Origin of the sequence: Bacteroides caecigallinarum (assembly GCF_016901995.1) — a bacterium.
Taxonomy (GTDB): Bacteria; Bacteroidota; Bacteroidia; order Bacteroidales; family Bacteroidaceae; genus Phocaeicola; species Phocaeicola cellulolyticus.
Genome location: NZ_JACJLE010000024.1, coordinates 19,372 through 45,964, shown reverse-complemented (window position 1 = coordinate 45,964; position 26,593 = coordinate 19,372). Strand labels below are relative to the sequence as shown.

Genomic DNA, 26,593 nt, shown 5'->3' with positions numbered 1-26,593 from the left:
CTGTTAACTCCTTTGATATTCAATTAGCCTTATTGATTTACCGTTTTATTCCCAACCTGGATTCTGTGGAAATTCCGGATAAAGGTAAACATCATCATCAGGAAGAGGGAACCAATAATGCTTGGTACCGAACACTCGTTTAACAAGCAATTTGTGACGATAGTTCGCAACTCTAGCTTCAGCAGGATCATTATTTCTGTAGAAGTTATCATCCTCAAGACGATCAAACTCTACAGCATACTTTTCATTATAAGGAGATTCAGTAAGCAGAAGCCAACGCTGAAGGTCATTGAAACGGAATCCTTCCATTGAAAGTTCCACAGCACGCTCACGGCGAATTTCGTCCATAAACTTATTTCTGTCTGCAGCATACGAGTCTGCTACCTCACCAGCACCACAGCGGTTACGTATTGTATTAATTGCATCCAGAGCAGTTTTTCCAAAATTACTACTCTTTGCTGAAGCTCCTCCTGTAGCAGCACAAGCCTCAGCATACATAAGATAGATATCAGCTAGACGCATATAGGGAAGATAAGTGTGAAGCGCACTTCCCCAATCATATTCTTTATCACCAACATTACATGTATGTGGTACTAATTTTTGGAAAAAATATCCCGTGCGACTACCCATATCATCAGAACGCATATCTCCACCTCCACTCGACAGATTCAGATAAGCGTATGGTTTCTGAGCGTCGTTCAACTTATCTTCAGCAAGTACATAATGAAAACCGTCAAACACAATGTCGTGATAGAAGCGAGGATCACGATTCTTAAACGGGTGAGTAGGATCAAAACCGGAGTTAGGATCATCCAAAGGTAATCCATTACTCATACCGTACATTTCAACTAAATTTGCAGTTGGCAAATGAATAATGACGTCGTGTTCTACTAAACTTGCGACCTTAGGTCCCCACAATTTAGACATATTCCAGTTGGAATTATTACCATCAGCTCCTCCGTCACTTCCCGATGGACCTCTAAATATAGCTTCAACCGAGCCTGGCACCTGCCAATTCTGACGACGCGTATAAAAGATATCAGAATAGCATGTTGTAGCGCCAGCAGCCTTTTCATGGTCATAAACATTCGAATAGTTAAATTCCGCTAAGGCATATTGTGTCTGTCCGCCTTCAACTAGTGCAAGTAACTCTCCGAAAGCCTCTGCTGACTTATGACAATATTCCTCGTCGTAATTATAAGTTTGACTTCCTCCCAACTGAGCACCATTTTTCATTAAAGGACTTCCTGCCCAAAGATAATTTTTGCCTAGATATCCCAATGCCATAATCTTGTTTATACGAAGTTGATTCCTACCTACTGTAGCCTGTCCGGCATTGGTATCATCCCAATCAATCGGTAGTAAATCTGCCGCACGACGAAAATCTTCCGCAGCTTTGTCTGCACACTCCTGATACGACAGACGAGGTAGAGTCAGTTCTTGTGTAGCGTCGAGCACCTGATCAATATATGGAAGACCTCCCCAATATGTCATCATCTCAAAGTGCCACCACGCACGGAAGAAATAAAGCTGTCCAGCAATCAGATTTCTCTCATCTTCTGTTCCCACCATTTTGTCAAGATTAGCTAGACCAATGTTGCACTTACGGATACAGTACCATGCATGTCCCCATAACGAATGATTGAAGCTATTAGTCGATCTCGGATCATTAGTACTCGTCATCAGCCATGTCTGCCCGTTGCTGTACCAGTTACGGAAATTTCCTAAATCAACCTGATTGGTCATGTGTGCATTACCAAGCGAATTGAAAAGCTCATCATCGCCCCAGTTCCAAGAAGTACAATAATTACATTTCTCCTTGTCAGGAATACAGTTATAAATTTCTTCCACAAAACCCTGAAAATTACGAAAATCTTTAAAAGCATCCTCCTTATTTACAGTAGCCTCGGGACTCTTGTCAAGATAATCCTGACAAGAAGTCATACCGCAACCTATCACCATGGAAAAAAGTGCAGTATATATATATGTATATTGTTTTCTCATATATCTGTTTTTTATAGTAGTAAAAGGAGGTAAAATTATTTATACCTCTGAACTACGTATTTTTATAATGTAAACTTAATACCTAAATTATAACGTTTCACTGTAGGATAAGCTCCCAAATATCCAGCTCCTGAGAGATTTGCCTCACGGTCGTCAGGCATACGAGTCCACAACCACAAGTTATTTCCGTTAAGATAAATCTTAAGGTTACTGATACCCAACTTTTGTACCCATCCCTTTGTCCATGTATAAGCTATTTCAACATTTTTCAAACGGATATATGAACCATCATACATATATTGCGTACCGTCATAATAAGTAGGCTTCGAATTCCAGCGAGGAACAACAATATCTGCATTTGGTTCATCTTTTGACCACCATGTTCCTGCATCGTAAACAGTATTTAAGTTATTTTCCAAACTTTTTAAAGCAACATCACGTGTAACATTATTAACGCCATAGAACTGTGCAAAGGCACTAAAGCCTTTCCATTCAAATCCAATCGTAGCATTGTATGTATTTTCAGGCGAACTCGTATATCCATAAGGAACAGAGTCTTTACTGTCTATAACACCATCACCATTATAATCAACAATATAATAGTCTCCAACCAATTTTTGAGAGTCACTTGAATCATGAGCTGGACTACCAAACATCTGATCATAATTTTGGATAAAACCATTGTCAATATAAGAATAATATTGACCAACACCGTGTCCTGCAGCCTTCTGATATGCAGGTCGCAAAGCTTGATCATCCTTCACAAGTACAACATTACGAGCATGAGTCATATTAAAATTACCCCAAAGACGCAATCCATTCGCTAAAACTTTATTTAAACGTAATTCTAATTCATAACCTGTTGTACGGATTTTTCCTTTATTTATTGAAGGAGGTGTTCCGCCAAAATAAGAAGGTATTGAACGATCACTACCAAATACAAATATATTCGAACGAGTATCACGGAAAAATTCAACACTACCTGCCATTAATCCTTCAAAGAAAGAGTAATCTATACCTAAATTCATTTTTTCCACGACTTCCCACTGTATGTCTTCATTGCCAATAGCAGATTCATACCACCAAGTATAAATACTTTCAGCATGGTTCAAATCCAAACGAGTGTGACCCGCATATTTCCATGAATCCATGTACAACCAACGACGTGATTCATCAAATGGATCTCCAAGTTGGTCGGAACCAATCTCACCATACGATGCACGAATCTTCATCATATCAAGAATTTTTTTCTCACGAAGATAACGCATAAAAGGTTCTTCACTGACCATCCATCCTATAGCACCAGAATTAAAGAAAGCAAAACGATTCTCAGGGCTAAACTTTTCTGAACCGTTATACGCACCATTATATTCTACAAAATATCTATTAGCAAAATCATAAGTAACACGAAAAGCCCAGTCTTCACGATAAGTAGGCATCACACTACCTCTTGCATTCTCCTGACGGCTAAATAATCCCATAGCAGTCATATTATGTTTACCAAAAGAACGCGCCCAACTTAACTGTGCCTGATAATACAAATTTCTTATTGTTCTACTGTTATCTACAGATCCAGACTGTGTAATCCAATTTATACCCTGCGACCAATCAAATCCTTGATTGGTATCATATGATTCTCCCCATACAACCTGACCGGTTTCCGGATCAATCCACTTAGTTTGCGCATCATTATATAAATCATTAATTCCACGATTATTCTCAACAAACTCATTATCCCATGATATTGTAGCTCTTGCGACAAGACCTTTTGTTATAAAAGATAAATCCTGTTCCAAAGTAAAGTCTGTATTAATGCGTGTTGTCGTTGTCTGCATTGTTCCACTAATTGCAATATTCTGTACTGAATTTGTTGTATTTGAAACTTTAGGATAAAAACCCCAACTACCATCAGAATATTGAGGCAAAAACACATCAGACGGAATATTATATACACCAGACCATTGCTGACCTATCTGCCATTCAGAATTTCCCGAATTACTCCATGGTGATTTTCTAATACCATTTGAACCAGCCAAATTTACTTTCAACACAGTACTTTTTGTAATATTAAAATCAATATTACTACGTACATTTACACGGTCATATCCATAACCAGAATTATAGCCACGTCCATTATCATAAACTCGGAAAAGGTCGCCTTCATGCACATAATCCGCAGCAGCGAAATATTTTACAAACTTTGTACCACCACTAATGTTAATATTTGCGTTGTATGACATGGTATTATCCTTAAACAAAGCCTTCTGCCAATCTACATTAGGATAGCGTTCCCTTTGCTCAACAGTAGTTTGATTGCGATAATTATTAATAAAAGCTTGAGAACGTATATCAGCCCATGATTGAGGAGCCAACGCTAATTCATGTTCGATGGCAATATTACGGAACATTAGAGCATCATACGAATCATATTTATTAGGTAATTTCGAAGGAGATTTCAAAGTCGCATTAAAACCGACATCAATCTTAGCACTTCCTTCTGTACCTCTCTTGGTAGTAATCAGGATAACTCCATTTGCACCCTTTACACCATATACTGCTGTTGCAGAAGCATCTTTCAAAACAGAAATAGACTGAACAGAAGTAATATCCACTGAACTCATTGGACGCTCAATTCCATCTACCAAAACAAGAGGCTCTTCATTATTATTCCATGAACTAGCACCACGAATTGTAATCTTAGGATCTTCTTCACCAGGCATACCTGTTCCAGCAGTAGTAACAACACCTGGAAGATTACCAGTCAATGCGGCACCAATATCCGAAACACCGGCAGCTCTTTCCAGCACTTTGCCTGTTGTCTGCGTGATAGCACCAACCACAGAAGCCTTTTTCTGCTGTCCATAACCAACAACTACAACTTCCTCAAGCATTTCGGAATCCTCTCGTAATACAACAACTATCATACTGCGTCCATCAACCTTAACGTCTTGTGGAGTCATACCCAAATAAGAAACGGTCAATACTGCATCCTTACTTGGTACTTCCAAAGTAAAATTTCCATCAAAGTCTGCCACAGTACCAACTGTACTCTGACTTTTCAACACAATAGCCGCACCGATTAAAGGTTCGTCATTCGCATCAAGGACTTTTCCCTGTACAACGAAAGTCTGAGCCATCATCGAAACATTGCCAAGCAATAACAGGAAAAAGAACACCTTCATCTGTGTGAGAAAGTGTTTTTTCTTATCAAAAGAAAATTTCTCAATAAACTTTTGTCTTATGTTTTTCATTACTTTAATAATTAAAAATAAAAAATTAAATAGTCGATTCTTAGATTCATCAGTTTTTGCTATCCACTTTCTTCAATAATATTCATACGCATTTTCATTTAAGATTACACATTTAAATTTCATTTAACACATTGCAAATTTACATTATTTTTTTTTGTATTCACAATATTTTCATTCCAAAACATGTAACCGACGTTACATAACAACCGTAAATGTTACATATGTTTTGCTGCATGTTACATTTAAATAATTGCAGTTATATCTATGTATTTATACAGGCTTACTAGGATATAAAATCCAACTTAAAAATCAACAACAGGTAAAACCATATTTTTTATGTAATCTGATATAAAAGATACTTTCTTTAAAACAAACTAACCTTTTCAGGATTGATTATCACAATTATTTTACTACTTTTGCCAATAAATAAATTTATAAAATGGCACAAAACTCACGTCAAATACAGTCGCAGGCACAACAGCAAGTCCAGACACTTTCACCACAGCAAGTGTTGCTGGTAAAACTTCTGGAATTGCCAACAGTGGAATTGGAAGAGCGAGTACATGCAGAGATTTTGGATAATCCTGCACTGGAAGAAGGGAAAGACCCTGCCGAAATAGCTGAGGATCAGGCTAACGAATATCCTACTGACCCTGATGCAGACCCGGATACGAACTATAACGAAGATGTATCGCTGGGCGACTACCGTACAGAAGATGACATTCCTGACTATAAACTGCAAGAGAACAACCGTTCCGCAGGCGAAACTCCAGAAGAAATACCTTTATCGGACAATGTTTCTTTCTACGAGACACTGAAAGAGCAGCTTGACATGCAAGAACTGACCGACGAGCAGAAAATGCTTGGAGAGTATATCATAGGTTCACTGGATGATGACGGACTTCTGAGGAAAACCACAGAAGCTATAATGGACGAACTGGCCATATATCAGGGAATATACACAACAGAAGAAGAACTTGAACACATCATATCGATAATACAGGACTTTGACCCTGCCGGAATAGGTGCAAGAAGCCTCAAAGAATGTCTTCTTCTTCAGATAAAGAGAAAAGAGGATTCGCCGCTGAAAAAAATAGAATACGACATAATAGACCAGTATTGCGACGAGTTCACAAAGAAAAACAAGGATAAGATTATACAGAAACTCAATATCACGGAAGATGAATACAATGCTGCCGTGGCCGAACTTGTAAAGTTAAATCCGCGTCCGGGAAGTTCCATGGGAGAAGCCATGGGCAAAAACCTGCATCACATAATCCCGGACTTTATAGTCGAGACAGAAGATGACGGAAATATCATCCTGAGCCTCAACAACAGAAATGTTCCGGAACTCCGACTAAGCAGAACATTTACGGACATGCTGGAAGAACAGACCAAGAACAAAGCCAACCAATCGAAAGAAGCAAAAGACGCATTCATGTTCCTGAAGCAGAAGGTTGATGCAGCCCAAGGATTTATCAATGCCGTAAAGCAAAGACAAAACACCATGCTAAGCACCATGCAGGCAATAATAGACCTGCAGCGCCCGTTCTTTACCGAGAGAGATGAAACCTTGCTGAAACCTATGATACTGAAGGATGTGGCGGAAAGGGCCAAACTGGACATCTCGACTGTATCAAGGGTAAGCAACAGCAAGTATGTGCAAACCAACTTCGGTATCTTCCCGCTCAAGTACTTTTTCAACGACGGATATACCACCGACAACGGTGAGGAACTGTCCGTAAGAGAAATAAAAAGAATTCTGAAAGAAGTGATTGACAACGAAGACAAGGAAAACCCTCTGACCGACGACGAACTGGCAGAAGCCCTTAAAGACAAAGGCTACCCTATAGCACGTCGTACTGTCGCCAAATACCGTACACAGTTAAATATTCCTGTAGCTAGACTAAGAAGATAAAATGGAAGAAAATAATATTCCCAGCGAACTGACATATCACGAGCCTGTGCATTTCACGGAACAGGAAAAAAAGGACCCGCTATATATAGCATCCTATATAGTATCGGCGATATTCTCGCCGTTCATGGTTCCGTTTGTGGCATTTCTGATGATATTTCTATTTACATATCTCAACATAATGCCCATGTCGTACAAACTGTCGATACTCGGACTGGTGTATTGCTTCACCATTCTTTTCCCCATGCTGGGTATATACATTTTCCAGAAAATCAACGGCTGGGGAATAAAAGAGCTGGGACACCGTGAAAACAGGTTCGTCCCGTACGGACTGACAATCCTAAGCTACATAGGCGGTCTGGTGACAATGTACAGGATACACACTCCAAGGTATATGAGCGGAATAGTTCTTGCCGTACTGATATGTATGGTATTGTGTACCATTGTAAACCTAAAGCTCAAAATCAGTACACACGCGGCTAGTAGCGGATTAATGGTCGGGGGACTGCTGTCCTACAGTTTTCTTTTCCAGTTCAATCCGGTATGGTGGCTGTCAGGATTCATATTGCTGGCTGGTATGTTGTGTACAGCCAGAATAATAATGCGCCAACACACTCTTATTGAAGTTTTCGGAGGATTTGTTGTAGGATTATTTTGCGGTGTCACAGGAATTTTGTTTATTTGAAAAGATATACTAACCTTGTAAATTTTAAAACCATGAATTTTCCAACAAACGTAAAGTACACAAACGAACACGAATGGATTCGTTTAGAAGGAGAAGAAGCATATGTAGGTATAACAGACTATGCTCAAACACAATTAGGTGATATTGTATTCGTAGATGTTCCTACAGAAGGAGAAACACTGGAAAAAGGAGAAACATTCGGAAGTATTGAAGTGGTAAAGACCGTTTCCGATTTGTTCCTGCCTGTTGGAGGAGAAATACTTGAAGTAAACCCGGCACTTGAAGAAAATCCTGAACTTGTGAATAAAGACCCTTACGGCGAAGGATGGATTATCAGAATCAAGCCTACAGACGTTTCTGAAGCTGAAGAACTGCTGGATGCAGAAGCATATAAAAAACTTATAAACGAATAATATCAAAACAACAGACATAAACAAAAACAAACAAGTATAAACTATAAGAGAAAAAAGAATGAAACCAATAGTAAGTATCATCATGGGTAGTACTTCTGACCTTCCGGTTATGGAAAAGGCTGCCAAACTGCTTGACGAAATGCAGGTTCCTTTCGAGATTAACGCACTTTCAGCTCACCGTACTCCGGCCGAAGTTGAAGCATTTGCAAAAGGTGCTGCCGACAGAGGACTGAAAGTAATAATAGCTGCTGCCGGTATGGCTGCCGCACTTCCGGGAGTTATTGCTGCCAACACTACACTTCCTGTAATCGGAGTACCTATTAAAGGCTCTGTACTCGATGGTGTTGACGCTTTGTATTCTATCATCCAGATGCCTCCTGGAATACCTGTAGCAACAGTAGCCATCAACGGAGCAATGAACGCTGCAATCCTGGCAGTACAGATGATAGCACTCTCTGACGAGGAATTGGCTAAGAAGTTTGCCGCTTACAAGGAAGGACTGAAAAACAAGATTGTAAAGGCAAACGAAGAACTGAAAGAAGTTAAATACGCATACAAGACTAATTAAATGGATTACTTCAACTATTCACGCCGAAAGGCAAACGAAGTATATGTTGGCGCCACTCCTATGGGTGGCGCTAATCCTATACGCATACAGAGCATGACCAATACCGTAACGATGGATACAGAGGCTTGTGTGGAACAGGCTAAACGAATCATCGATGCCGGTGGAGAGTATGTACGCCTCACCACTCAGGGTGTACGCGAGGCTGAAAACATGAAGAACATAAACATCGGACTGCGCTCGCAAGGTTACAATACCCCTCTCGTGGCAGATGTACACTTCAATCCGAACGTGGCGGATGTAGCTGCACTTTATGCCGAAAAGGTACGTATCAATCCGGGTAACTATGTCGATCCTGCCCGTACTTTCAAAAGCCTGGAATACACTGACGAGGAATATGCACAGGAGATACAGAAAATCCGCGAGCGTTTTGTCAAATTCCTGAACATCTGCAAGGAAAATCACACAGCAATCCGCATCGGGGTGAACCACGGGTCACTGTCGGACCGTATCATGTCACGCTATGGCGATACTCCTGAAGGCATGGTTGAATCATGTATGGAGTTCCTTCGTATCTGTATAGAAGAGAATTTCAGCAATGTAGTAATCTCCATCAAGGCTTCCAACACTGTTGTCATGGTAAAGACCGTCAGACTGCTTGCCGAACAGATGGAAAAGGAAGGCATGGCATTCCCTCTGCATCTTGGTGTGACTGAAGCAGGAGACGGAGAGGACGGACGTATCAAGTCAGCTCTCGGAATAGGCGCACTCCTTGCCGACGGACTTGGCGACACCATACGCGTATCGCTCAGCGAAGCTCCTGAAGCTGAAATTCCTGTTGCACGCAAACTGGTGGACTACGTCATCAAACGCGAAAACCATCCTTATATCCCTGGAGCCGAAGCAGACGATTTCTGCTACACCAACCCTTCAAGACGCAAGACAAACGCCGTAGGCAACATTGGTGGCGACAACCTCCCTGTAGTTATTTCCGTACGCCTGAACGGCAACATGGACATGAACGAACAGTTCAAGCCTGATTACGTATATTGCGGACAGACTCTGCCTGAAAACAGGAGAAAGGATATCGGCTATATAGTTGACGCAAACGTTTGGAATGGCGAAGAAGGCACTTATCCTGCATTCAACACCCAGCAGATTATAGGTCTGCACCAAATCCAATCGGAAATCAAATTCCTGTTTACCACTTATATGGGCCTCAACGAAGAGGTAACAGCATGTCTGCGTCTGCATCCGGAAGTTGTAATCATTGCACAGAGCAATCATCCTAACAGACTGGGCGAATACCGTGGTCTTGTTCATCAGCTCACAAGACAAGGCCTGAAAAACCCTGTAGTGTTCTTCCAGATGTATGAAGAAAATTCTGTTGAGGACTTGCAGATTAAATCAGCAGCCGACATGGGAGCATTAATATTCGACGGACTGACTGACGGTATCCTGCTTTACAACAACTCCTCGGCCATAGCAGATACGAAACTTGACGAAACGGCATTTGGAATTCTTCAGGCCGGCAGAGTACGTACTTCCAAAACCGAATATATATCTTGTCCGGGATGCGGAAGAACTCTTTACGACCTTGAATCGACAATCGCACGCATCAAGGCCGCGACTTCACATCTGAAAGGCCTGAAAATAGGAATTATGGGATGTATAGTAAACGGTCCCGGAGAAATGGCTGATGCCGACTATGGTTATGTAGGGGCAGGACGCGGCAAAATCAGTCTGTACAAGCGTAAGGAATGTATAGAAAAGAATATTCCTGAAGAACAGGCTGTAGAAAAACTGATAGAACTGATAAAAGCCAACGGAGATTTCCACGAGAAATAAAAGAAATCACCATATTACACAATAGGGAGGGAGACAGACGCGTCTTCTTCCCTTTTTTTGTTTTTAACCGCATAGAAAATATACACTTACATCATATTTGTAACATAAGCAAAAACATTTGTAACATCATATTTCAAATGATAGGAGAAATATCTTTTTCTTTGTAAACGCTTTAATGGCAGCAACAAATAACAAGATAGTAAAACCTAAAATTATGAAACGAAAAACAACAATCACTCTGGCAGTGGGAATACTGTCATCACTATTCCGGTTATCCGGACAAAATCCTATTATACAAACCTGTTATACGCCGGATCCGGCTCCGTATGTACATGGCGATACGGTCTATCTGTTTACAGACCATGACGAAGACGACGCACAATATTTCAAGATGAAAGACTGGCTGCTTTTTTCTACTACAGATATGGTAAACTGGACATTCCGCGGAGTGCCTTTGTCAACGGCAACATTCAAATGGGCAAAACAGGGAGACAACGCATGGGCTTCGCAGGCTATAGAACGGGACGGGAAATGGTATTGGTATGTAGCTGCTGAAGACACGACCAAACATTTGCATGGCATAGGCGTTGCCGTGGCAGACCGTCCTGAAGGCCCATATAAGGATGCTATTGGCAAACCGCTGGTCCCGGGAGGCTTTGGATATATTGACCCGTCGGTATTTATAGACGATGACGGACAGGCATATCTGTTCTGGGGAAACAACGGATTATGGTATGCCAAACTGGGACGCGACATGGTGTCATTAGAGAGTGAAATAATAAAAGTCAACACGGATGACGAGTCTGCCTTCGGCCCTAAAGTATTGAAACACGACTGGCAACTGAACAAAAAAATCATGAAAACAGGATACGAAGAAGGCCCTTGGGTTTATAAACGTGGAGACACTTATTATATAGAATATGCAGCAGGAGGAGTACCGGAACACATGGCATATTCTACGGCAAAAAGCATTGCCGGACCATGGAAATACGGTGGACGCGTTATGGAGGAAGCAAACAACAGTTTTACCATACACGGAGGTTCTATAGAATTCAAGGGACGTAACTTTATGTTTTATCATGATGGACGTCTGCCAAACGGAGGAGGTTTCCGCCGCGCTTCTTGTGTGGAGGAATTCAAATTCAACGCCGACGGTTCCATACCACACATTCCTTTTACAAAAGAAGGAGTGAAAAAGCCTGTTAAAAACCTTAACCCGTATGAACGTGTTGAAGCAGAGACTATGGCAGACAGCTACGGTCTGAAAACAGACCGTCAGGATGGTAAAGACCATTGGCTGACACGTATCTATAACGGTTCATGGCAGCGTATTCGCAGTGTTGATTTCGAAAATGGAGCCAAATCAATAACTGTATGTGTACGAGGCAAGGCAGGCGGAACAATAGAAATTAGAGTTGACGACAAGCCCGTATCCATTATCAGCGTAACTACAAACAAAGAATGGCACAACATCTCTGCACCGGTAGAGAAAGTTACCGGAGTACATGACGTTACAATATTATATCGTGGAGGCGATGAAGAACTCTTTGAGTTCGACTGGTGGAAAATGGATCAGAAATAACCCGAAAAAAATACTTCTCTGCCAGTTTTTATCGAACTGACAGAGAAGTATCATAAAAATAATATATCAGATTTTTACCCTTACTTTGATACTGACAGAATTTTTGCATATTCAGCCTTATTCTGAAGTACTTTTACGGCACTTTCAAGGTCGTCATCGTCTTTCAGACGTTCCATCGCCGCACCACGCTGATAGAAATATCTTGTTATAATCTCCTGAGAGAGATATTCGCTTATCTGTTTCTTGAATGTCTCAAGGTCGCGGTCCAGATTATGGTTAAGTTTCTTTTCAAGAGCTGCAAATTCCTCTTTGGCTCCATCCATATATCCCTCAAATTCTGCCATTTCCTTCAAGGATTTAAGCATCTTCTCACTCTGGCGGTCATATGTAAAATCACGCGATTTCACCAGTGTTTTGAATTTTTCATAATCATCATCTGTCAGCTTGAAGTCTGCAACAGAAGCCGGCGCCTGATGAGTCCAGCAGTACTGTGTGGCATAATCGAATATAATATCCTCGTTCATAAGATAGAATATAATATTAGGGAACTTCTGGGCCTTTACTTCTATATCAGGGCGTATTCCTCCACCATCGCGTACCTCTCGGCCTATAGCTGTATGGAATACATTTGTAAGGCTGTCAGGTGTACGTGCTACCGAGCCGTCTGCATTCTTCTTTGAATAGTCGATAGCCTGGATACATCTGCCACTAGGTATATAGTACTTGGATGTAGTAACCTTCAGAGTACCATTATAAGGAAGCGGACGTGTGGTCTGAACAAGTCCCTTACCGTATGTACGGCTACCTACAATCACCGCACGGTCAAGATCCTGAAGCGAACCGCTGAGAATTTCGGATGCAGAGGCAGAAGAGCCGTTCACCAGAACGACCAAAGGTATTTCGGTGTCAACCGGTTCAAAACGTGTCTTGAAAGAATTTTCCGCCTGTTTGATTTTACCCTTGGTATAAACCACTTCCTGACCTTTTGGGACGAACAGACCGACAATATCTACTGCCTCAGCCAGCGAACCGCCACCATTATCTCTCAAATCTATTATAAGAGATTTCGCGCCTTGCTGTTTGAGTTCGATAAATGCTTTCTTGAAATCTTTAGAACAATTGTCTGTGAAACTCTGAAGAGCAATATATCCTATACTGTCGCGCACCATTCCATGATATGGTACCGGATTTGTACGTATATTCCTGCGGGTAATCTTGAATTCCATTTCAGTACTGTCGTTCTGCATAGGGCGGAGGACTTTAAGCACAAACGAGGTTCCCGGCTCACCTCGCAAAGCTTCACTGACCTTACTTGAGAACTCCTGTGGTTTCATGTCTCCGCGAAGCATCGGCTTTCCTCCTACTTCCAGTATTATATCACCTGCCTTCACTCCCGATTCGGCAGCAGGCATACCCTCAGTAGGCTCAACTACTACAATACGGTCGTTTGCCTCATAATATCTGATTGCTGCGCCAATACCTCCGTACTTTCCGGTAATCATCTCCTTCAGACTACTGACTTCTTCCTCTGGATAATACTCTGTATAAGGGTCTGTAAGTGCCAGCATGCCGTTAACACCGTTCTGAATCATCTTTTCCACATCAACAGTATCAACATAAAACATATCCAATTCCTTGAATATAGAATTGAACAAATCAAGATTCTTTGCTATCTTGAAGTTTCTGTCATCCCCCTTGAAACTTAACAATCCCAGACCTACCAATATGGCAAACGCGGCTATAATAGTCTTCTTAGTATTCATATCTTTATATATTGTTTATTTTATAATGTATTTCAAAATATTATTGCAAAGAAAAGCATTATTCTGCTTAGAGCAACAGAAAATGTCCAATATTTAACTTAATTTCGTCAAGGAAAGGGAGATACGCTTCTCTCAGATGCAATATCACACAAGAATTTTAGGGTAAAACAAAATATTTTCATCTTTTTTTTTGCCAAAGGTATTGCATAATTCAAAACAAGCTAGTATCTTTGCACCGCAATCGAGAAAACAACCTTCTTCAGTAGCTCAGTCGGTTAGAGCATCTGACTGTTAATCAGAGGGTCGTTGGTTCAAGTCCAACCTGAAGAGCGAAAATCGAGATTGCAAAATTCTTCAGTAGCTCAGTCGGTTAGAGCATCTGACTGTTAATCAGAGGGTCGTTGGTTCAAGTCCAACCTGAAGAGCAAAAAAAATCAACACATATCTTATCATTCTTCAGTAGCTCAGTCGGTTAGAGCATCTGACTGTTAATCAGAGGGTCGTTGGTTCAAGTCCAACCTGAAGAGCAAAAAGGTTCGCTTAACAGTGAACCTTTTTTGTTATATATCAGAAACGCTTGATCAAGAAACTGAAATCTGTTCTGAGATAAATACCAGCCAAGAAACTGATAGAGTTCGGAACATGAGAGAACTTCACTTCCAAATTTCCATCATCACCTGAAAGCGTAGTCTTAGTATCAGCCGCAAAGGTGTTATACACATCGGCATGTACTCCTAAAGCAAACCCCTTTCCTATCCTGTGTGAATACTCCAGACTCAAATATGCCATTTCGGGATCTTTATATACCTGACCCGGATTAAACATTGATACCGCACCAAACAAAGGATCGCCCATAAGAGACACAAAATCATGACATTGCCAATAAGCGGCATGCAAACGGAAATTCTTAAAATCGGCAACTGCCTTACCATAAAAGCCATATCCATTATCAGATGGGAATATGTCCCCTTTCTGCTGCGAGTAGTATGCGGCATCGGCTTCTATGTTAAGTCTGTTAAAACAAGGGAATGGTGTCTTGATGTCAACCCCAACACCTGCCGCTGCATTAAACCATGTTTTTACACCACGAGATGTTGCAGACGTATTAATCTCTCCACCCTGATGCTTAAAAATCAACTGGACGGGTAAATACCAATGTACCCTATCTAAAGAAGAGTTGGCTTTTACCCTCGACGATACACCAAAAGTGAATTCTTCCTGACGATTATCGCCCTGAAATATAAAGCTCTCCCAGTTCACCCACATATCCATATTAAAACATCTGGTATTCCATAAAAACTGCACACCAGCCTCCGGATCGGACGTCATAACCATTTCCTTATTATACAATGGTTCAATAAGACCATGATTGTTACTACCGTAAATATTTCCAAGGACCAAAGAAATGCCAGGAAGAGGCTTATAATGAACACGGAAGAACGGAACTGCATGAAAGGCACTCTGAGTATCGCCGGTATCATAACCGGGAAGATTGGCATAATGTGTATTAGGATATTTACTTTCTCCCCAGTATCTCAACATGTATGCACCCGCCTCTATCTTCAGATTTCTCAGCGGCTGATATGAAACAGAAGGTAAAATCCATAGTCCAGGCAATGTATATCCCTTCACGAGTTCTCCTTTATACTCATTATTACGAAAGAAATTCAAGTTTCTGAAACGCAACCTTAACTCATGCAATTCGCTTGCAGAGAATGTAGTATCTTCAGCATAGACAAGCTCATTCATTCCCTGAGAGAAGATATTCCCAATTGACAGAAAAACAAAAGCCACAAACACTGTAATGCAGCCGGTTATTGATGTTTTCATCGTAAACAAAGAATTAATATTTGCAGTTGAACATATTTTATGGTACAAAATTAAAAAGTAAATCATTCTGTTATCTATTTTGCCCATAAATATTTATACCCTCATAATTAATCGCATGACTCAAGAATTACAAGGACAATCTCACTAGGAGTGAAAAGCCTTACATCCTTACGCGAAGTTCCCAATCCATTACTTATTATTACGGGAATGCCTGATGTATTCGTCTTTTTTCCGGTAAGAAAACGATTGCCATATTTTGAGAATTTAGCCGGACTCCATTTATTGAACAGACTAACCTGTCCGCCATGTGTATGCCCAGCCAAAGCAAGATCTGTATTTGAGATATCTACATCTTCCACATAGTCAGGCGTATGAGTCAACATTATGACAAAATCATCTGGACGCAACGACAATGTAGGCGAAACGCCATTATGTTCAAGATCAAACGGGTTTCTGATTCCACAAATCATTATCCTGCCACACTCTCTTGCTATAGTGTCAACCTTATGTTCCAGAAGTACGACTCCTGTCTTATCCATAGCCTTGCGCACCAGTGAATCATTCTCCCCTCGCTCATGATTACCCATCACTGCATATATGCCATAAGGCATCTTAACACTGGATATAGCATCAAACAACTCGCCAACATCTCCACCGTTCCGGCCTCTATAATCTCCGCCGAGCAGCAACACATCCGCATCCAATGAAGTGAGCGCCTTGACCAATGAAGGGAGACGTTTCCTGCCGAAGCGACTCTCATAATGAAAGTCTGTAGCAAAAGCTACCCTGAATCCATCAAAACACGGAGGAACATCTTTACTGGAAATATGATACGTCTTTATACGGCCTATACCTTTGTATTTGGAAAATGAAGCAGTGGCGCACGAAGTAAGAGCAGCCGATACGATGAGCGACAGAACGAGATGTATCAGTAATTTACGCATATATGAACATTTCGATTGGTTATATACGCAAAAGTAGCATTTTATGTACTAACTTTGCGAGCGGTTTCAGAAAAAAATTGTTATGGTAAAGACTAATTCCGTAAAAGCATGGTTTCTGGCAGCACGCCCCAAAACATTGACAGGGGCTGCCATTCCGGTAATGTTGGGATGCGCTTTGGCTTACACATACGGACATTTCAACATTGTGCCTGCTATATTATGTTTCCTATTCGCATTCCTGATGCAGATAGACGCAAATTTCATAAACGACCTCTTTGACTTTCTAAAAGGAACAGACAGAGAAGACCGCTTAGGTCCGGAACGTGCCTGCGCACAAGGCTGGATATCTCCAAAGGCAATGAAAGCCGGAATAGGCGTGACTACAGTACTGGCAGGAATAACAGGCCTGTCGCTACTGAATTTCGGAGGATGGGAATTGATACCGGTAGGAATAGCATGTATGGTATTCGCCTTTCTATACACCGCAGGACCTTACCCTCTGGCATACCACGGATGGGGAGATGTACTTGTACTGATTTTCTTCGGCTTCGTTCCTGTCGGATGCACTTATTACGTTATGGCTCATAGCTGGAACACATCTGTCACCATTGCGTCAATCGCGTGCGGACTCATCATTGACACATTATTGATGATAAACAATTTCCGCGACAGGGAGCAGGACGCCGTGAGCGGTAAGAAAACAATCGTAGTGAGACTTGGCGCAAGAGCGGGACTGATTCTTTATTTTCTGCTCGGACTGGCAGCTTGCTGGCTATGTTTCTATTTCCTGAGCATAGGGAAAATATATGCAGTACTGTTACCACAATTTTATCTGGTAATGCATATCATGACAACGATAAGAATGGCAAAGATAGGAAAAGGAAAAGCCCTTAACACGATTTTAGGTGAGACATCAAGAAATATGCTCATTTTCGGTATAATGCTTACATTGGGATTAATCTTATAATACCACATCAGTCAGTATAAATTGAGAGCCCGTTCGGTGAAAATTCACTAAACGGGCTCTCAATTTATTTTAATATGAATGAGATACTAATGTTTCTCTATCAGCACAGTGGCGTATGCGGATATACCTTCTTCACGCCCTGTAAATCCCAACTTTTCTGTAGTTGTGGCCTTTATAGAAACATCGTCAACATCTATCCCCATAACCTTAGCCAACACTTCCTGCATTTCCGGTATCCTGGCTTTCAGTTTAGGACGTTCGGCGCATACAGTAGCATCAATATTACCGACTGTATAGCCTTTCTCTTCTATCAGCTTTACAGTACGGGCAAGAAGTATCTTGCTGTCGATATTCTTGAACTCCCCGGAATTATCCGGAAAATGAAATCCTATGTCACGCATGTTTGCCGCTCCAAGAAGAGCATCACAGATGGCATGTATAAGCACATCGGCATCCGAATGTCCCAACAGGCCCAACTCATGTTCCAGCTTTATTCCACCAAGCCATAGCTCCCTGTCGGGAACAAGACGGTGTACATCAAAACCAAATCCTACTCTTATCTTCATCGTATATAAAAATCAAGTACTTTTTCGTTTTCAAGATAACCTTCCAGATGATTGTCAATACTTACGGGGCCTACTCCTACCGGAGTTCCTGTAAACAGCAGATCACCAATCTTCAATGTGCAGAACTGACTGACATACGCAATAATCTTATCCACACCGAAAAGCATATCGCGTGTATGGCCTGTCTGAACAGTCTTTCCATCTATGTCAAGATGAAAATGTATATCCTGTATATCCTTGAACTTTTCTATATCAACCCAATCGCCTATGGCAGCGGAATTATCAAATCCCTTGCATAATTCCCAAGGCTTTCCTTCGGCACGGAACTTTCTCTGCAAGTCGCGGGCAGTAAAGTCTATACCTACCGTAACAGCATCATAATATCTATGGGCGAAACGTTCGGAAATATTCTTTCCAAGCCTGTTTATACGTACCACCAACTCTGTTTCGTAGTCTATCTGTTGTGAAAAGTCTGGAATAAAAAACGGTTTGCTATCTTTTAGAATAGCAGAATCCGGCTTCATGAAAATCACCGGCTCTTGCGGAAGGAACTCGTCGGCATGGAGCTCCTTGCAGTGAAGGGAATAATTCATTCCTATGGCTATAATCTTCATATTATGATTATTTTAATTCTTCATTTAAACGATTAAACATAACGGCCAGATGTGCATATAGAGATGTGTTCTGCACAACGATGTCTTCGGGCACACGTATTCTGAACGGAGTAAAATTCCATACAGCCTTTATACCTTCGCTTACCATATAGTCTGTTATTTCCTGAGCTATACTGATAGGTACTGTCAATATACCGATATTTACATTGGACTGCTTGATTATTTCCGGAAACTTATCAGTGTGATAAACCGGTATGCCGGCTATAAAAGTGCCTACTTTCTTGGGATCAACATCGAATGCCCCAACAATTTCAAGCCCGAAATGCGAAAGACCTGTATCCTGAAGCAAAGCTGCTCCAAGACTACCTACGCCAAACAGATAAGCTTTATGCAGATTTGTAAATCCTAGAAAATCCTCCAATACACTGACCAGACAATCTATATCATAACCGACACGTGTACGCCCCGATACAGCCACATACGACAAGTCCTTGGCAACTTGCGAAGAGTCAATATTTATCTGTCTTGATATTTGTGTGGACGACACATATTTCTCCCCTTGGCTTTTCATAAGTTTTGCACAAGACAAATACCAAGGCAAACGTCGGAGTGTCGGTTCCGGTATTTTATCCGATATTTTATGAACTGGCGATGTCATGACATAAATAAAACTAAACTGTTAATTGCAAAATTAGTCTATTTATTTGGAAACGCACACATAATAAAGAAAAAGTTTATACCTTTGGTTGAATTTAAACATTTACAGAAAATGAAAAGCAACGACTGGAAGGAAAGATTGAACATTGTATATTCCACAAATCCTGACTTCAATTATCAGACAGAAGAGAATGAAGAGAGTGAAACAATTGAGAAGAACAAGCAGAAACTCAGAGTTTCAATAGAGAAAAAAGGACGCGGTGGAAAAACCGTAACACTGATAACCGGATTTGTAGGCAAGGATGATGATCTTAAAGAACTTGGAAAGATATTGAAAACAAAATGCGGAGTTGGCGGATCAACAAAAGACGGAGAGATAATCATTCAGGGGGATTTCAAACAAAGAATAATTGAACTACTAAAAACAGAAGGATATACACAAACCAAGTGATACCAACAAAAAAACGCTGCCGACAATCGGACAGCGTTTTTTAGAATGAATGAAAAACAAGTGAATGTGATTTTTTTCTTAGAATAGAATTATTTTCTTAAACAATAGATTAAAGGGATACGGGTTATTTAATATATAAAACAAATAAACAAATACTTTTTCATTAACTTCGATGCAAATATATTAATATTTTCTTTATATACAAAAACTATATCCATATTTTTTAAAATATTTAATAACATCCCTCTAAAACGGCAATAAAATACATACTGTACATATCTACATATATAAAATAAATAATAAACGAAGGCTGTACTCAAAGAATAAATTTGTACTTTTGCCCATATTATATTAAGAATAAAAAAGATATGGCACTAATTAAACCGGTAAGAGGCTTTACACCACAAATAGGAAAAAATTGCTATCTGGCAGATAATGCCACTATCATAGGCGATGTTAAAATGGGGGATGACTGTAGCATATGGTTCAATACTGTACTAAGAGGTGATGTCAACTCTATACGTATCGGAAACAGGGTAAATATACAGGACGGAACCGTACTGCATACTCTTTACGAGAAATCCGTTGTTGAAATAGGTGATGACGTATCAATTGGCCACAATGTTACCTTGCACGGAGCATGCGTTAAGGACAATGCTCTGATTGGAATGAGTTCTACACTTCTGGACAACGCTGTGGTTGGTGAAGGAGCAATAGTTGCTGCTGGTGCACTTGTACTGGCAAATACAGTGATAGAACCACATACTCTTTGGGGCGGAGTGCCAGCAAAATTCATAAAAAAAGTTGATCCTGAACAAAGTAGAGAATTAAACCAAAAGATAGCAAACGGATATCTGATGTATGCTTCATGGTTTAAAGACGAAGAAGAGAAGAGCAAATAATAAATTCAAAACAGATAATTATTACAGATGAAAGAATTTTTCAACCTATTGACAAGATTTGTCTCTCCATATAAAAGATTTGTTGTATGGGCTATAATATTGAATGTGCTTTCTGCAATATTCAATGTGTTTTCATTTTCACTGCTAATACCAATACTTAATATATTGTTCAAGACAGACGGAGGAAACAAAGTATATACTTTCATGGAATGGGGAAGCGCACCATTGAAGGATACTGCCGTAAACAATTTCTACTATTATGTGTCAAAACTGATAGAGATATACGGATCATCGACAACTCTCTTATGGTTGGGACTGTTTCTTGCCGGAATGACACTTTTGAAAACTGCATGCTATTTCGGATCATCTGCAGTAATGATTCCATTGAGAACAGGAGTAGTACGCGACATAAGGACATTGGTATATTCAAAAATAATGTATCTCCCACTAAACTTTTTCTCATCAGAAAGAAAAGGTGACATCATAGCCAGAATGAGTGGCGACGTAAGTGAAATAGAAAACTCTATCACCAGCTCGCTGGATATGTTACTTAAAAATCCAATTCTTATAATATCATATTTCACAACACTGTTCATCACAAGCTGGCAACTTACCGTATTCACCCTTCTTGTTCTTCCTACAATGGGATGGGTAATGGGACAGGTAGGTCGAAAACTTAAAAGACAATCACTTGAAGCTCAAGAGAAGTGGAGTGAAACAATGTCGCAACTGGAAGAAACACTTGGCGGACTGAGAATTATCAAGGCTTTCGTAGCTGAAGAAAAAATGATAAATCGCTTCAACAAATGTAGTAACGAATTCAGACAGGCAACAAACAAAGTCGCTACAAGACAATCGCTTGCGCATCCTATGAGTGAATTTCTGGGTACAATACTTATAGTCATAGTACTATGGTTTGGAGGTTCGCTTATACTGGGTGAAAAATCTACAATAGACGCTCCTACTTTTATATTCTATATGGTAATCCTGTATAGTGTGATAAATCCGTTGAAAGATTTTTCAAAAGCAGGATACAGCATACCTAAAGGATTGGCTTCTATGGAGAGAGTTGATAAAATCCTTAAAGCAGAAAACAATATCATAGAAAAAAAGGATGCCTCTCATATCACAGAGTTGAAAATCGACATAACTTTCGACAATGTATCGTTCAGTTATGGAGATAATGAGGTATTGCATGAAATAAACCTGAAAATAAAGAAGGGTGAGACAATTGCATTAGTAGGACAAAGCGGATCAGGTAAATCAACTCTGGTAGATTTAATTCCACGCTTCCATGATGTACAAAAGGGGAAAGTACTGATTGACGGTGTTGACGTAAAAGATCTGGTAGTAAAAGATTTACGTTCACTGATAGGAAATGTAAATCAGGAAGCCATTCTGTTTAACGATTCATTCTACAACAATATAACATTCGGCGTAGAAAATGCTACCATGGAACAGGTTATAGAAGCTGCCAAGATAGCGAATGCACATGATTTCATTATGGAAACAGAAGAAGGATACGACACAAATATTGGAGACAGAGGATGCCGTTTGTCTGGTGGACAAAGACAAAGAATCTCAATAGCAAGAGCTATACTTAAAAATCCACCGATACTAATATTGGACGAAGCGACATCTGCCCTGGATACAGAAAGCGAAAGACTCGTACAGGAAGCTCTGGAAAGATTAATGAAGACGCGTACAACTATAGCCATAGCACATAGATTGTCAACCATCAAGAATGCAAATACAATATATGTGTTATACGATGGAAGAATAGTGGAAAGCGGAAAACACGAAGAATTATTGAAGAAAAACGGATATTACAAAAGGCTTAACGACATGCAGGCTTTATAAAGCGAAAGCTTTTATACATAAAAACGATAATAAAAGAAAATGAAAATAGTTGTTGACAATAAAATTCCTTATATAAAGGATACATTGGCAAAAATTACTAAAGATGTTGAATATCTGCCTGGGAATGAAATAACAGCAGAAAAAATTAAAGATGCAGATGCGCTTATAATCCGCACACGAACCAAATGCAACAGACAGCTGCTACAGGACAGCAAAGTGAAATTCATTGGTACAGCAACAATAGGATTTGACCATATTGATACAGATTATTGCGAAGAGGCGGGAATTACGTGGAAAAATTGCCCTGGTTGCAACGCCGGTGCAGTAGAACAATATGTTCATGCCGTCCTGGAGCTTTTACATAAAGAAAAAGGACTGGTGCTCGAAAAAGCTTGTATCGGAATTGTAGGCGTGGGACATGTCGGCAACAGAATAAGATTACTTGCCCAAAGAATGGGAATGAAAGTCTTGCTAAATGACCCTCCAAGGGAAGATAAAGGCGAAAAAGGCTTCGTAAGCCTGGATACCATAGCCAGAGAGTGCGACATAATAACTTTTCATACTCCACTGATAACAGAAGGGAAGTATAAAACATATCATCTGGCAGACAAATCTTTCTTCGACAACCTCAATAAAAAAACTGTAATAATAAATACATCCAGAGGAGAGGTTGTAGAAACAGACTCTATTCTAAATGCAATAAACAAAGGAGAAGTGTCTGAAGCAATAATTGATGTTTGGGAAAATGAGCCGCACATCAACCTCGAATTGTTGAACAAAGTATATATCGGAACGCCGCACATTGCAGGATATTCGGCAAACGGTAAATTCAATGCAACACAAATGACGCTTAAATCGTTAACCGATTTTTTCGGAATTGATATGGATATAGATATAAAGCTGCCTGATACTTCCGACAATAGTGGAACCGCTGAAAATAAGAATGATATACTTCTTAAGTACAATCCTAAAAATGATTATAACTTATTACTTTCATGCCCTGAAGATTTCGAAAAAATAAGAGGAAATTATAATCTAAGAAAAGAATAACTAACGCATAAATTCATGTTTTCACAGTATAATTCATGCACAAATGGCATGTTTTTGTGCAAAAAAATGCATTTATTTCACTGAATATTTGGTGAAAACAAGAAATATTTATTCCTTTGCAGCAAATATTTAATCAATAAATCAATTTTATAAACTTAAAAAATTAAAATTATGTCTGAAATTGCATCAAAAGTACAGAAAATTATCGTTGATAAATTAGGTGTAGAAGAATCAGAAGTTGTACCAACAGCTAGCTTTACTAACGACCTAGGTGCTGACTCTTTGGATACAGTTGAATTGATCATGGAATTCGAAAAAGAATTCGGTATCTCTATTCCAGATGATCAGGCAGAAAAGATCCAGACTGTAGGTGACGCTATCTCTTACATCGAATCTAACAAATAATCAATCTCTGTTTATGGAATTAAAGAGAGTAGTAGTAACAGGTCTTGGCGCATTGACTCCACTGGGAAACACTGTTCCTGAATTCTGGAACAACCTTATCAATGGAGTAAGTGGGGCAGGACCTATTACTCACTTTGATGCTTCAAAGTTTAAAACACAGTTTGCATGCGAAGTTAAGAACTTCAATGCTGCAGATTATATCGACCGTAAAGAAGCCCGTAAGATGGACCTTTACACTCAATATGCAGTGGCAGCTGCAAAAGAAGCTGTAACAGATGCTGCTATTGATGTCGAAAAAGAAGATTTGAACAAAATTGGTGTTATTTTAGGTGTAGGTATCGGTGGTATCCGTACTTTTGAAGAAGAAGTTGGCGGATATGAACAGACTAAAGATACTATCGGACCTAAATTCAGCCCATTCTTTATACCTAAAATGATTGCCGACATCGCATCTGGACAGATTTCCATCATGTACGGCTTTCATGGACCTAATTTCACAACTACATCGGCATGTGCATCATCATCGAATGCAATTGCAGATGCTTTCAACTATCTTCGTCTAGGAAAAGCTAATATCATAGTTACCGGTGGAGCTGAAGCAGCTATTTTTGCAGCTGGTGTAGGCGGTTTCAACGCAATGCACGCGCTTTCAACACGCAATGACGATCCGACTCGTGCATCACGTCCGTTCAGCGCAAGCCGTGACGGTTTCGTAATGGGAGAAGGTGCCGGAATTCTAGTTCTTGAAGAACTGGAACATGCCAAAGCTCGTGGAGCAAAGATTTATGCTGAATTAGCAGGTGTAGGAGCTTCTGCAGATGCTCACCATCTTACAGCTTCACATCCTGAAGGACTCGGTGCTAAACTTGTTATGGTCAATGCACTGGAAGATGCAGGAATGCAGCCTGAAGATATCGACTACATCAACGTACACGGAACTTCAACTCCTGTTGGTGATGTTTCTGAAGTTAAAGCTATCAAGGAAGTGTTCGGCGAACATGCTTATAAGCTTAACATCAGCTCTACAAAATCTATGACAGGTCACTTGCTTGGAGCAACCGGTGGTGTTGAAGCTATTGCTAGCGTATTATCTGTTAAGAATGATATTGTACCTCCAACAATCAACCATGAAGAAGGAGATAACGATGAAAACATCGACTACAATCTTAACTTCACATTCAACCATGCACAAAAACGTACTGTACGTGCTGCATTAAGCAATACATTTGGTTTTGGTGGTCACAATGCATGTGTAATCGTTAAAAAATACACTGAATAAACTGTGTCAATAGAAAATATTACAGATAGAATAAGACTCTTTTTCCGAAAGGAAAAGGAGCCTTATTTTCGTTTTTATAAGATACTGGGATTTTATCCTCACAACATTGAAATATACAAGCAGGCATTACTACACAAATCATCTTCTGTAAAGACTCAGGGAAGGCTTGTAAACAACGAAAGACTGGAGTTTCTGGGAGATGCTATTCTTGATGCAGTAGTGGCTGACATTGTGTATAAGAAATTTGAGGGTAAAAGAGAAGGATTTCTTACTAATACCAGATCGAAAATCGTACAAAGGGAAACCCTGAATAACATTGCGATTAATATAGGATTGGACAAACTCATAAAGTATTCTTCAAAACAATCATCGCATAACAGCTACATGAGCGGTAATGCTTTTGAAGCTCTTGTCGGGGCTATATATTTGGACCGTGGATACAAGGCATGTATGAAATTCATGGAAAAACGTATAATAGGCCAATATATCAATCTTGAGAAAATCTCAAGGAAAGAAGTCAACTTCAAATCAAAACTCATAGAATGGAGTCAGAAAAACAAATTTGAAATAGAGTTCCGACTTATCGGACAGTCATTAGACGAAAGCCAGAACCCTATTTTTGAGACCCAGATTTTAGTTGAAAACATTTCCGGAGGAACCGGTAAGGGATACTCTAAAAAAGAGTCACAGCAAGAAGCTGCACATGCCACAATGACAATGATTAAAAAGGATTCTGTATTCATTGATGCCATATTTGCTGCCAAGAATGAAAGAGAAAACTCAAATAATAATCTAGAGCAAAATAATGCAGTTGAAAATACAGCTATCGAAGAAGAATACAAATTTGAATCTATGGCTGAAAAATTTGACGATGAGGAGAGAATAATATCAGAGGCCGAAGAAGCCGCTTTTTCTGAAGCAGAAGGCTCTAATTCAGTCAAGTCTGAATAAATTATAATCGTCAGAAAACAAAGCATAAAAAAAGCGTGAATTACATTTGGTTTAGCCTTTGTAATTCACGCTTTAAATTTATCTATTCAGA

22 protein-coding genes and 3 tRNA genes are annotated in these 26,593 nt (G+C 40.0%); 17 read left to right on the top strand and 8 right to left on the bottom strand.

What is annotated here, in order from left to right; translation table 11 throughout:
• Positions 1 to 45: 45 nt before the first annotated feature.
• Positions 46 to 2,004 carry a RagB/SusD family nutrient uptake outer membrane protein gene (locus H6A61_RS07880; protein WP_154043108.1) on the bottom strand — a complete coding sequence of 653 codons (1,959 nt, stop codon included), beginning with the start codon at positions 2,002 to 2,004 and terminating at the stop codon, positions 46 to 48.
• Positions 2,005 to 2,066: 62 nt separating this feature from the next.
• Positions 2,067 to 5,255 (bottom strand): SusC/RagA family TonB-linked outer membrane protein, encoded by a 3,189-nt coding sequence (locus tag H6A61_RS07875; protein WP_375338153.1) that lies wholly within the window; start codon positions 5,253 to 5,255, stop codon positions 2,067 to 2,069.
• A 439-nt stretch (positions 5,256 to 5,694) separates the two neighbouring features.
• On the opposite strand from H6A61_RS07875, the gene rpoN reads away from it, so the two are divergent.
• The 6 genes from rpoN (at position 5,695) to H6A61_RS07845 (ending at position 12,263) form a co-directional block, all read left to right on the top strand.
• The gene (gene rpoN, locus H6A61_RS07870; RefSeq protein ID WP_204392643.1) at positions 5,695 to 7,173 is read left to right on the top strand and encodes an RNA polymerase factor sigma-54; all 1,479 of its coding nucleotides are present in this window, start codon (positions 5,695 to 5,697) and stop codon (positions 7,171 to 7,173) included.
• 1 nt (position 7,174) lies between these two features.
• Complete coding sequence (locus tag H6A61_RS07865) at positions 7,175 to 7,855, top strand: phosphatase PAP2 family protein (RefSeq protein ID WP_235338996.1); 681 nt, start codon at positions 7,175 to 7,177, stop codon at positions 7,853 to 7,855.
• Between the two features lie 32 nt (positions 7,856 to 7,887).
• Positions 7,888 to 8,268 carry a glycine cleavage system protein GcvH gene (gene gcvH / locus H6A61_RS07860; protein WP_154043106.1) on the top strand — a complete coding sequence of 127 codons (381 nt, stop codon included), beginning with the start codon at positions 7,888 to 7,890 and terminating at the stop codon, positions 8,266 to 8,268.
• Positions 8,269 to 8,326: 58 nt separating this feature from the next.
• Entirely contained in the window at positions 8,327 to 8,836 is a 510-nt protein-coding gene (gene purE, locus H6A61_RS07855; RefSeq protein WP_154043105.1) for a 5-(carboxyamino)imidazole ribonucleotide mutase, read from the top strand.
• A complete protein-coding gene (locus tag H6A61_RS07850; RefSeq protein WP_204392640.1) occupies positions 8,837 to 10,681 on the top strand; it encodes a 4-hydroxy-3-methylbut-2-en-1-yl diphosphate synthase in 1,845 nt (614 codons plus the stop codon).
• Positions 10,682 to 10,895: 214 nt separating this feature from the next.
• Entirely contained in the window at positions 10,896 to 12,263 is a 1,368-nt protein-coding gene (locus H6A61_RS07845; RefSeq protein WP_154043103.1) for a glycoside hydrolase family 43 protein, read from the top strand.
• Positions 12,264 to 12,343: 80 nt separating this feature from the next.
• Here the strand turns inward: H6A61_RS07845 and H6A61_RS07840 are convergent, their stop codons facing one another.
• On the bottom strand, positions 12,344 to 14,026 hold the full coding sequence (locus H6A61_RS07840) for a S41 family peptidase (RefSeq protein WP_204392638.1): 1,683 nt from the start codon (positions 14,024 to 14,026) through the stop codon (positions 12,344 to 12,346).
• 256 nt (positions 14,027 to 14,282) lie between these two features.
• Between H6A61_RS07840 and H6A61_RS07835 the strand changes: the two genes are divergently transcribed.
• From H6A61_RS07835 to H6A61_RS07825, 3 genes are all read left to right on the top strand, one after another.
• Positions 14,283 to 14,356 (top strand) — tRNA-Asn (locus H6A61_RS07835).
• 21 nt (positions 14,357 to 14,377) lie between these two features.
• A tRNA-Asn gene (locus H6A61_RS07830) sits at positions 14,378 to 14,451 on the top strand.
• 28 nt (positions 14,452 to 14,479) lie between these two features.
• Positions 14,480 to 14,553 (top strand) — tRNA-Asn (locus tag H6A61_RS07825).
• Positions 14,554 to 14,593: 40 nt separating this feature from the next.
• On the opposite strand, the gene H6A61_RS07820 is transcribed toward H6A61_RS07825, so the two are convergent.
• On the bottom strand, positions 14,594 to 15,856 hold the full coding sequence (locus H6A61_RS07820; protein ID WP_204392636.1) for a hypothetical protein: 1,263 nt from the start codon (positions 15,854 to 15,856) through the stop codon (positions 14,594 to 14,596).
• A 107-nt stretch (positions 15,857 to 15,963) separates the two neighbouring features.
• Positions 15,964 to 16,800 (bottom strand): metallophosphoesterase, encoded by an 837-nt coding sequence (locus tag H6A61_RS07815; protein ID WP_154043100.1) that lies wholly within the window; start codon positions 16,798 to 16,800, stop codon positions 15,964 to 15,966.
• An 82-nt stretch (positions 16,801 to 16,882) separates the two neighbouring features.
• Here H6A61_RS07815 and H6A61_RS07810 point away from each other — a divergent pair, with 82 nt between their 5' ends.
• The gene (locus tag H6A61_RS07810; protein WP_239469146.1) at positions 16,883 to 17,767 is read left to right on the top strand and encodes a 1,4-dihydroxy-2-naphthoate polyprenyltransferase; all 885 of its coding nucleotides are present in this window, start codon (positions 16,883 to 16,885) and stop codon (positions 17,765 to 17,767) included.
• A gap of 86 nt (positions 17,768 to 17,853) precedes the next feature.
• On the opposite strand, the gene ispF is transcribed toward H6A61_RS07810, so the two are convergent.
• The 3 genes from ispF to H6A61_RS07795 are packed head-to-tail and all read right to left on the bottom strand — an operon-like array spanning position 17,854 to position 19,605.
• Positions 17,854 to 18,333, bottom strand: coding sequence for a 2-C-methyl-D-erythritol 2,4-cyclodiphosphate synthase (ispF, locus tag H6A61_RS07805; protein WP_204392633.1), 480 nt, complete (start codon positions 18,331 to 18,333; stop codon positions 17,854 to 17,856).
• Entirely contained in the window at positions 18,330 to 18,947 is a 618-nt protein-coding gene (locus H6A61_RS07800; RefSeq protein ID WP_204392631.1) for a fumarylacetoacetate hydrolase family protein, read from the bottom strand. The genes ispF and H6A61_RS07800 overlap by 4 nt, the downstream gene beginning before the upstream one ends.
• A 7-nt stretch (positions 18,948 to 18,954) precedes the next feature.
• Complete coding sequence (locus H6A61_RS07795; protein WP_204392629.1) at positions 18,955 to 19,605, bottom strand: redox-sensing transcriptional repressor Rex; 651 nt, start codon at positions 19,603 to 19,605, stop codon at positions 18,955 to 18,957.
• A 111-nt stretch (positions 19,606 to 19,716) separates the two neighbouring features.
• On the opposite strand from H6A61_RS07795, the gene H6A61_RS07790 reads away from it, so the two are divergent.
• The 7 genes from H6A61_RS07790 (at position 19,717) to rnc (ending at position 26,502) form a co-directional block, all read left to right on the top strand.
• Entirely contained in the window at positions 19,717 to 20,055 is a 339-nt protein-coding gene (locus H6A61_RS07790; protein ID WP_204392627.1) for a translation initiation factor, read from the top strand.
• 368 nt (positions 20,056 to 20,423) lie between these two features.
• Entirely contained in the window at positions 20,424 to 20,957 is a 534-nt protein-coding gene (locus tag H6A61_RS07785; RefSeq protein WP_204392625.1) for a gamma carbonic anhydrase family protein, read from the top strand.
• 27 nt (positions 20,958 to 20,984) lie between these two features.
• Positions 20,985 to 22,817, top strand: coding sequence for an ABC transporter ATP-binding protein (locus tag H6A61_RS07780; protein WP_204392623.1), 1,833 nt, complete (start codon positions 20,985 to 20,987; stop codon positions 22,815 to 22,817).
• Positions 22,818 to 22,856: 39 nt separating this feature from the next.
• A complete protein-coding gene (pdxB, locus tag H6A61_RS07775; protein ID WP_204392621.1) occupies positions 22,857 to 23,867 on the top strand; it encodes a 4-phosphoerythronate dehydrogenase PdxB in 1,011 nt (336 codons plus the stop codon).
• A 171-nt stretch (positions 23,868 to 24,038) separates the two neighbouring features.
• The gene (locus H6A61_RS07770) at positions 24,039 to 24,272 is read left to right on the top strand and encodes an acyl carrier protein (RefSeq protein WP_154043091.1); all 234 of its coding nucleotides are present in this window, start codon (positions 24,039 to 24,041) and stop codon (positions 24,270 to 24,272) included.
• Between the two features lie 13 nt (positions 24,273 to 24,285).
• Positions 24,286 to 25,551, top strand: a complete 1,266-nt coding sequence (gene fabF, locus H6A61_RS07765) for a beta-ketoacyl-ACP synthase II (RefSeq protein ID WP_154043090.1) — start codon at positions 24,286 to 24,288, stop codon at positions 25,549 to 25,551.
• A 9-nt stretch (positions 25,552 to 25,560) separates the two neighbouring features.
• The gene (gene rnc, locus H6A61_RS07760; protein ID WP_346342334.1) at positions 25,561 to 26,502 is read left to right on the top strand and encodes a ribonuclease III; all 942 of its coding nucleotides are present in this window, start codon (positions 25,561 to 25,563) and stop codon (positions 26,500 to 26,502) included.
• Positions 26,503 to 26,593: the final 91 nt, after the last annotated feature.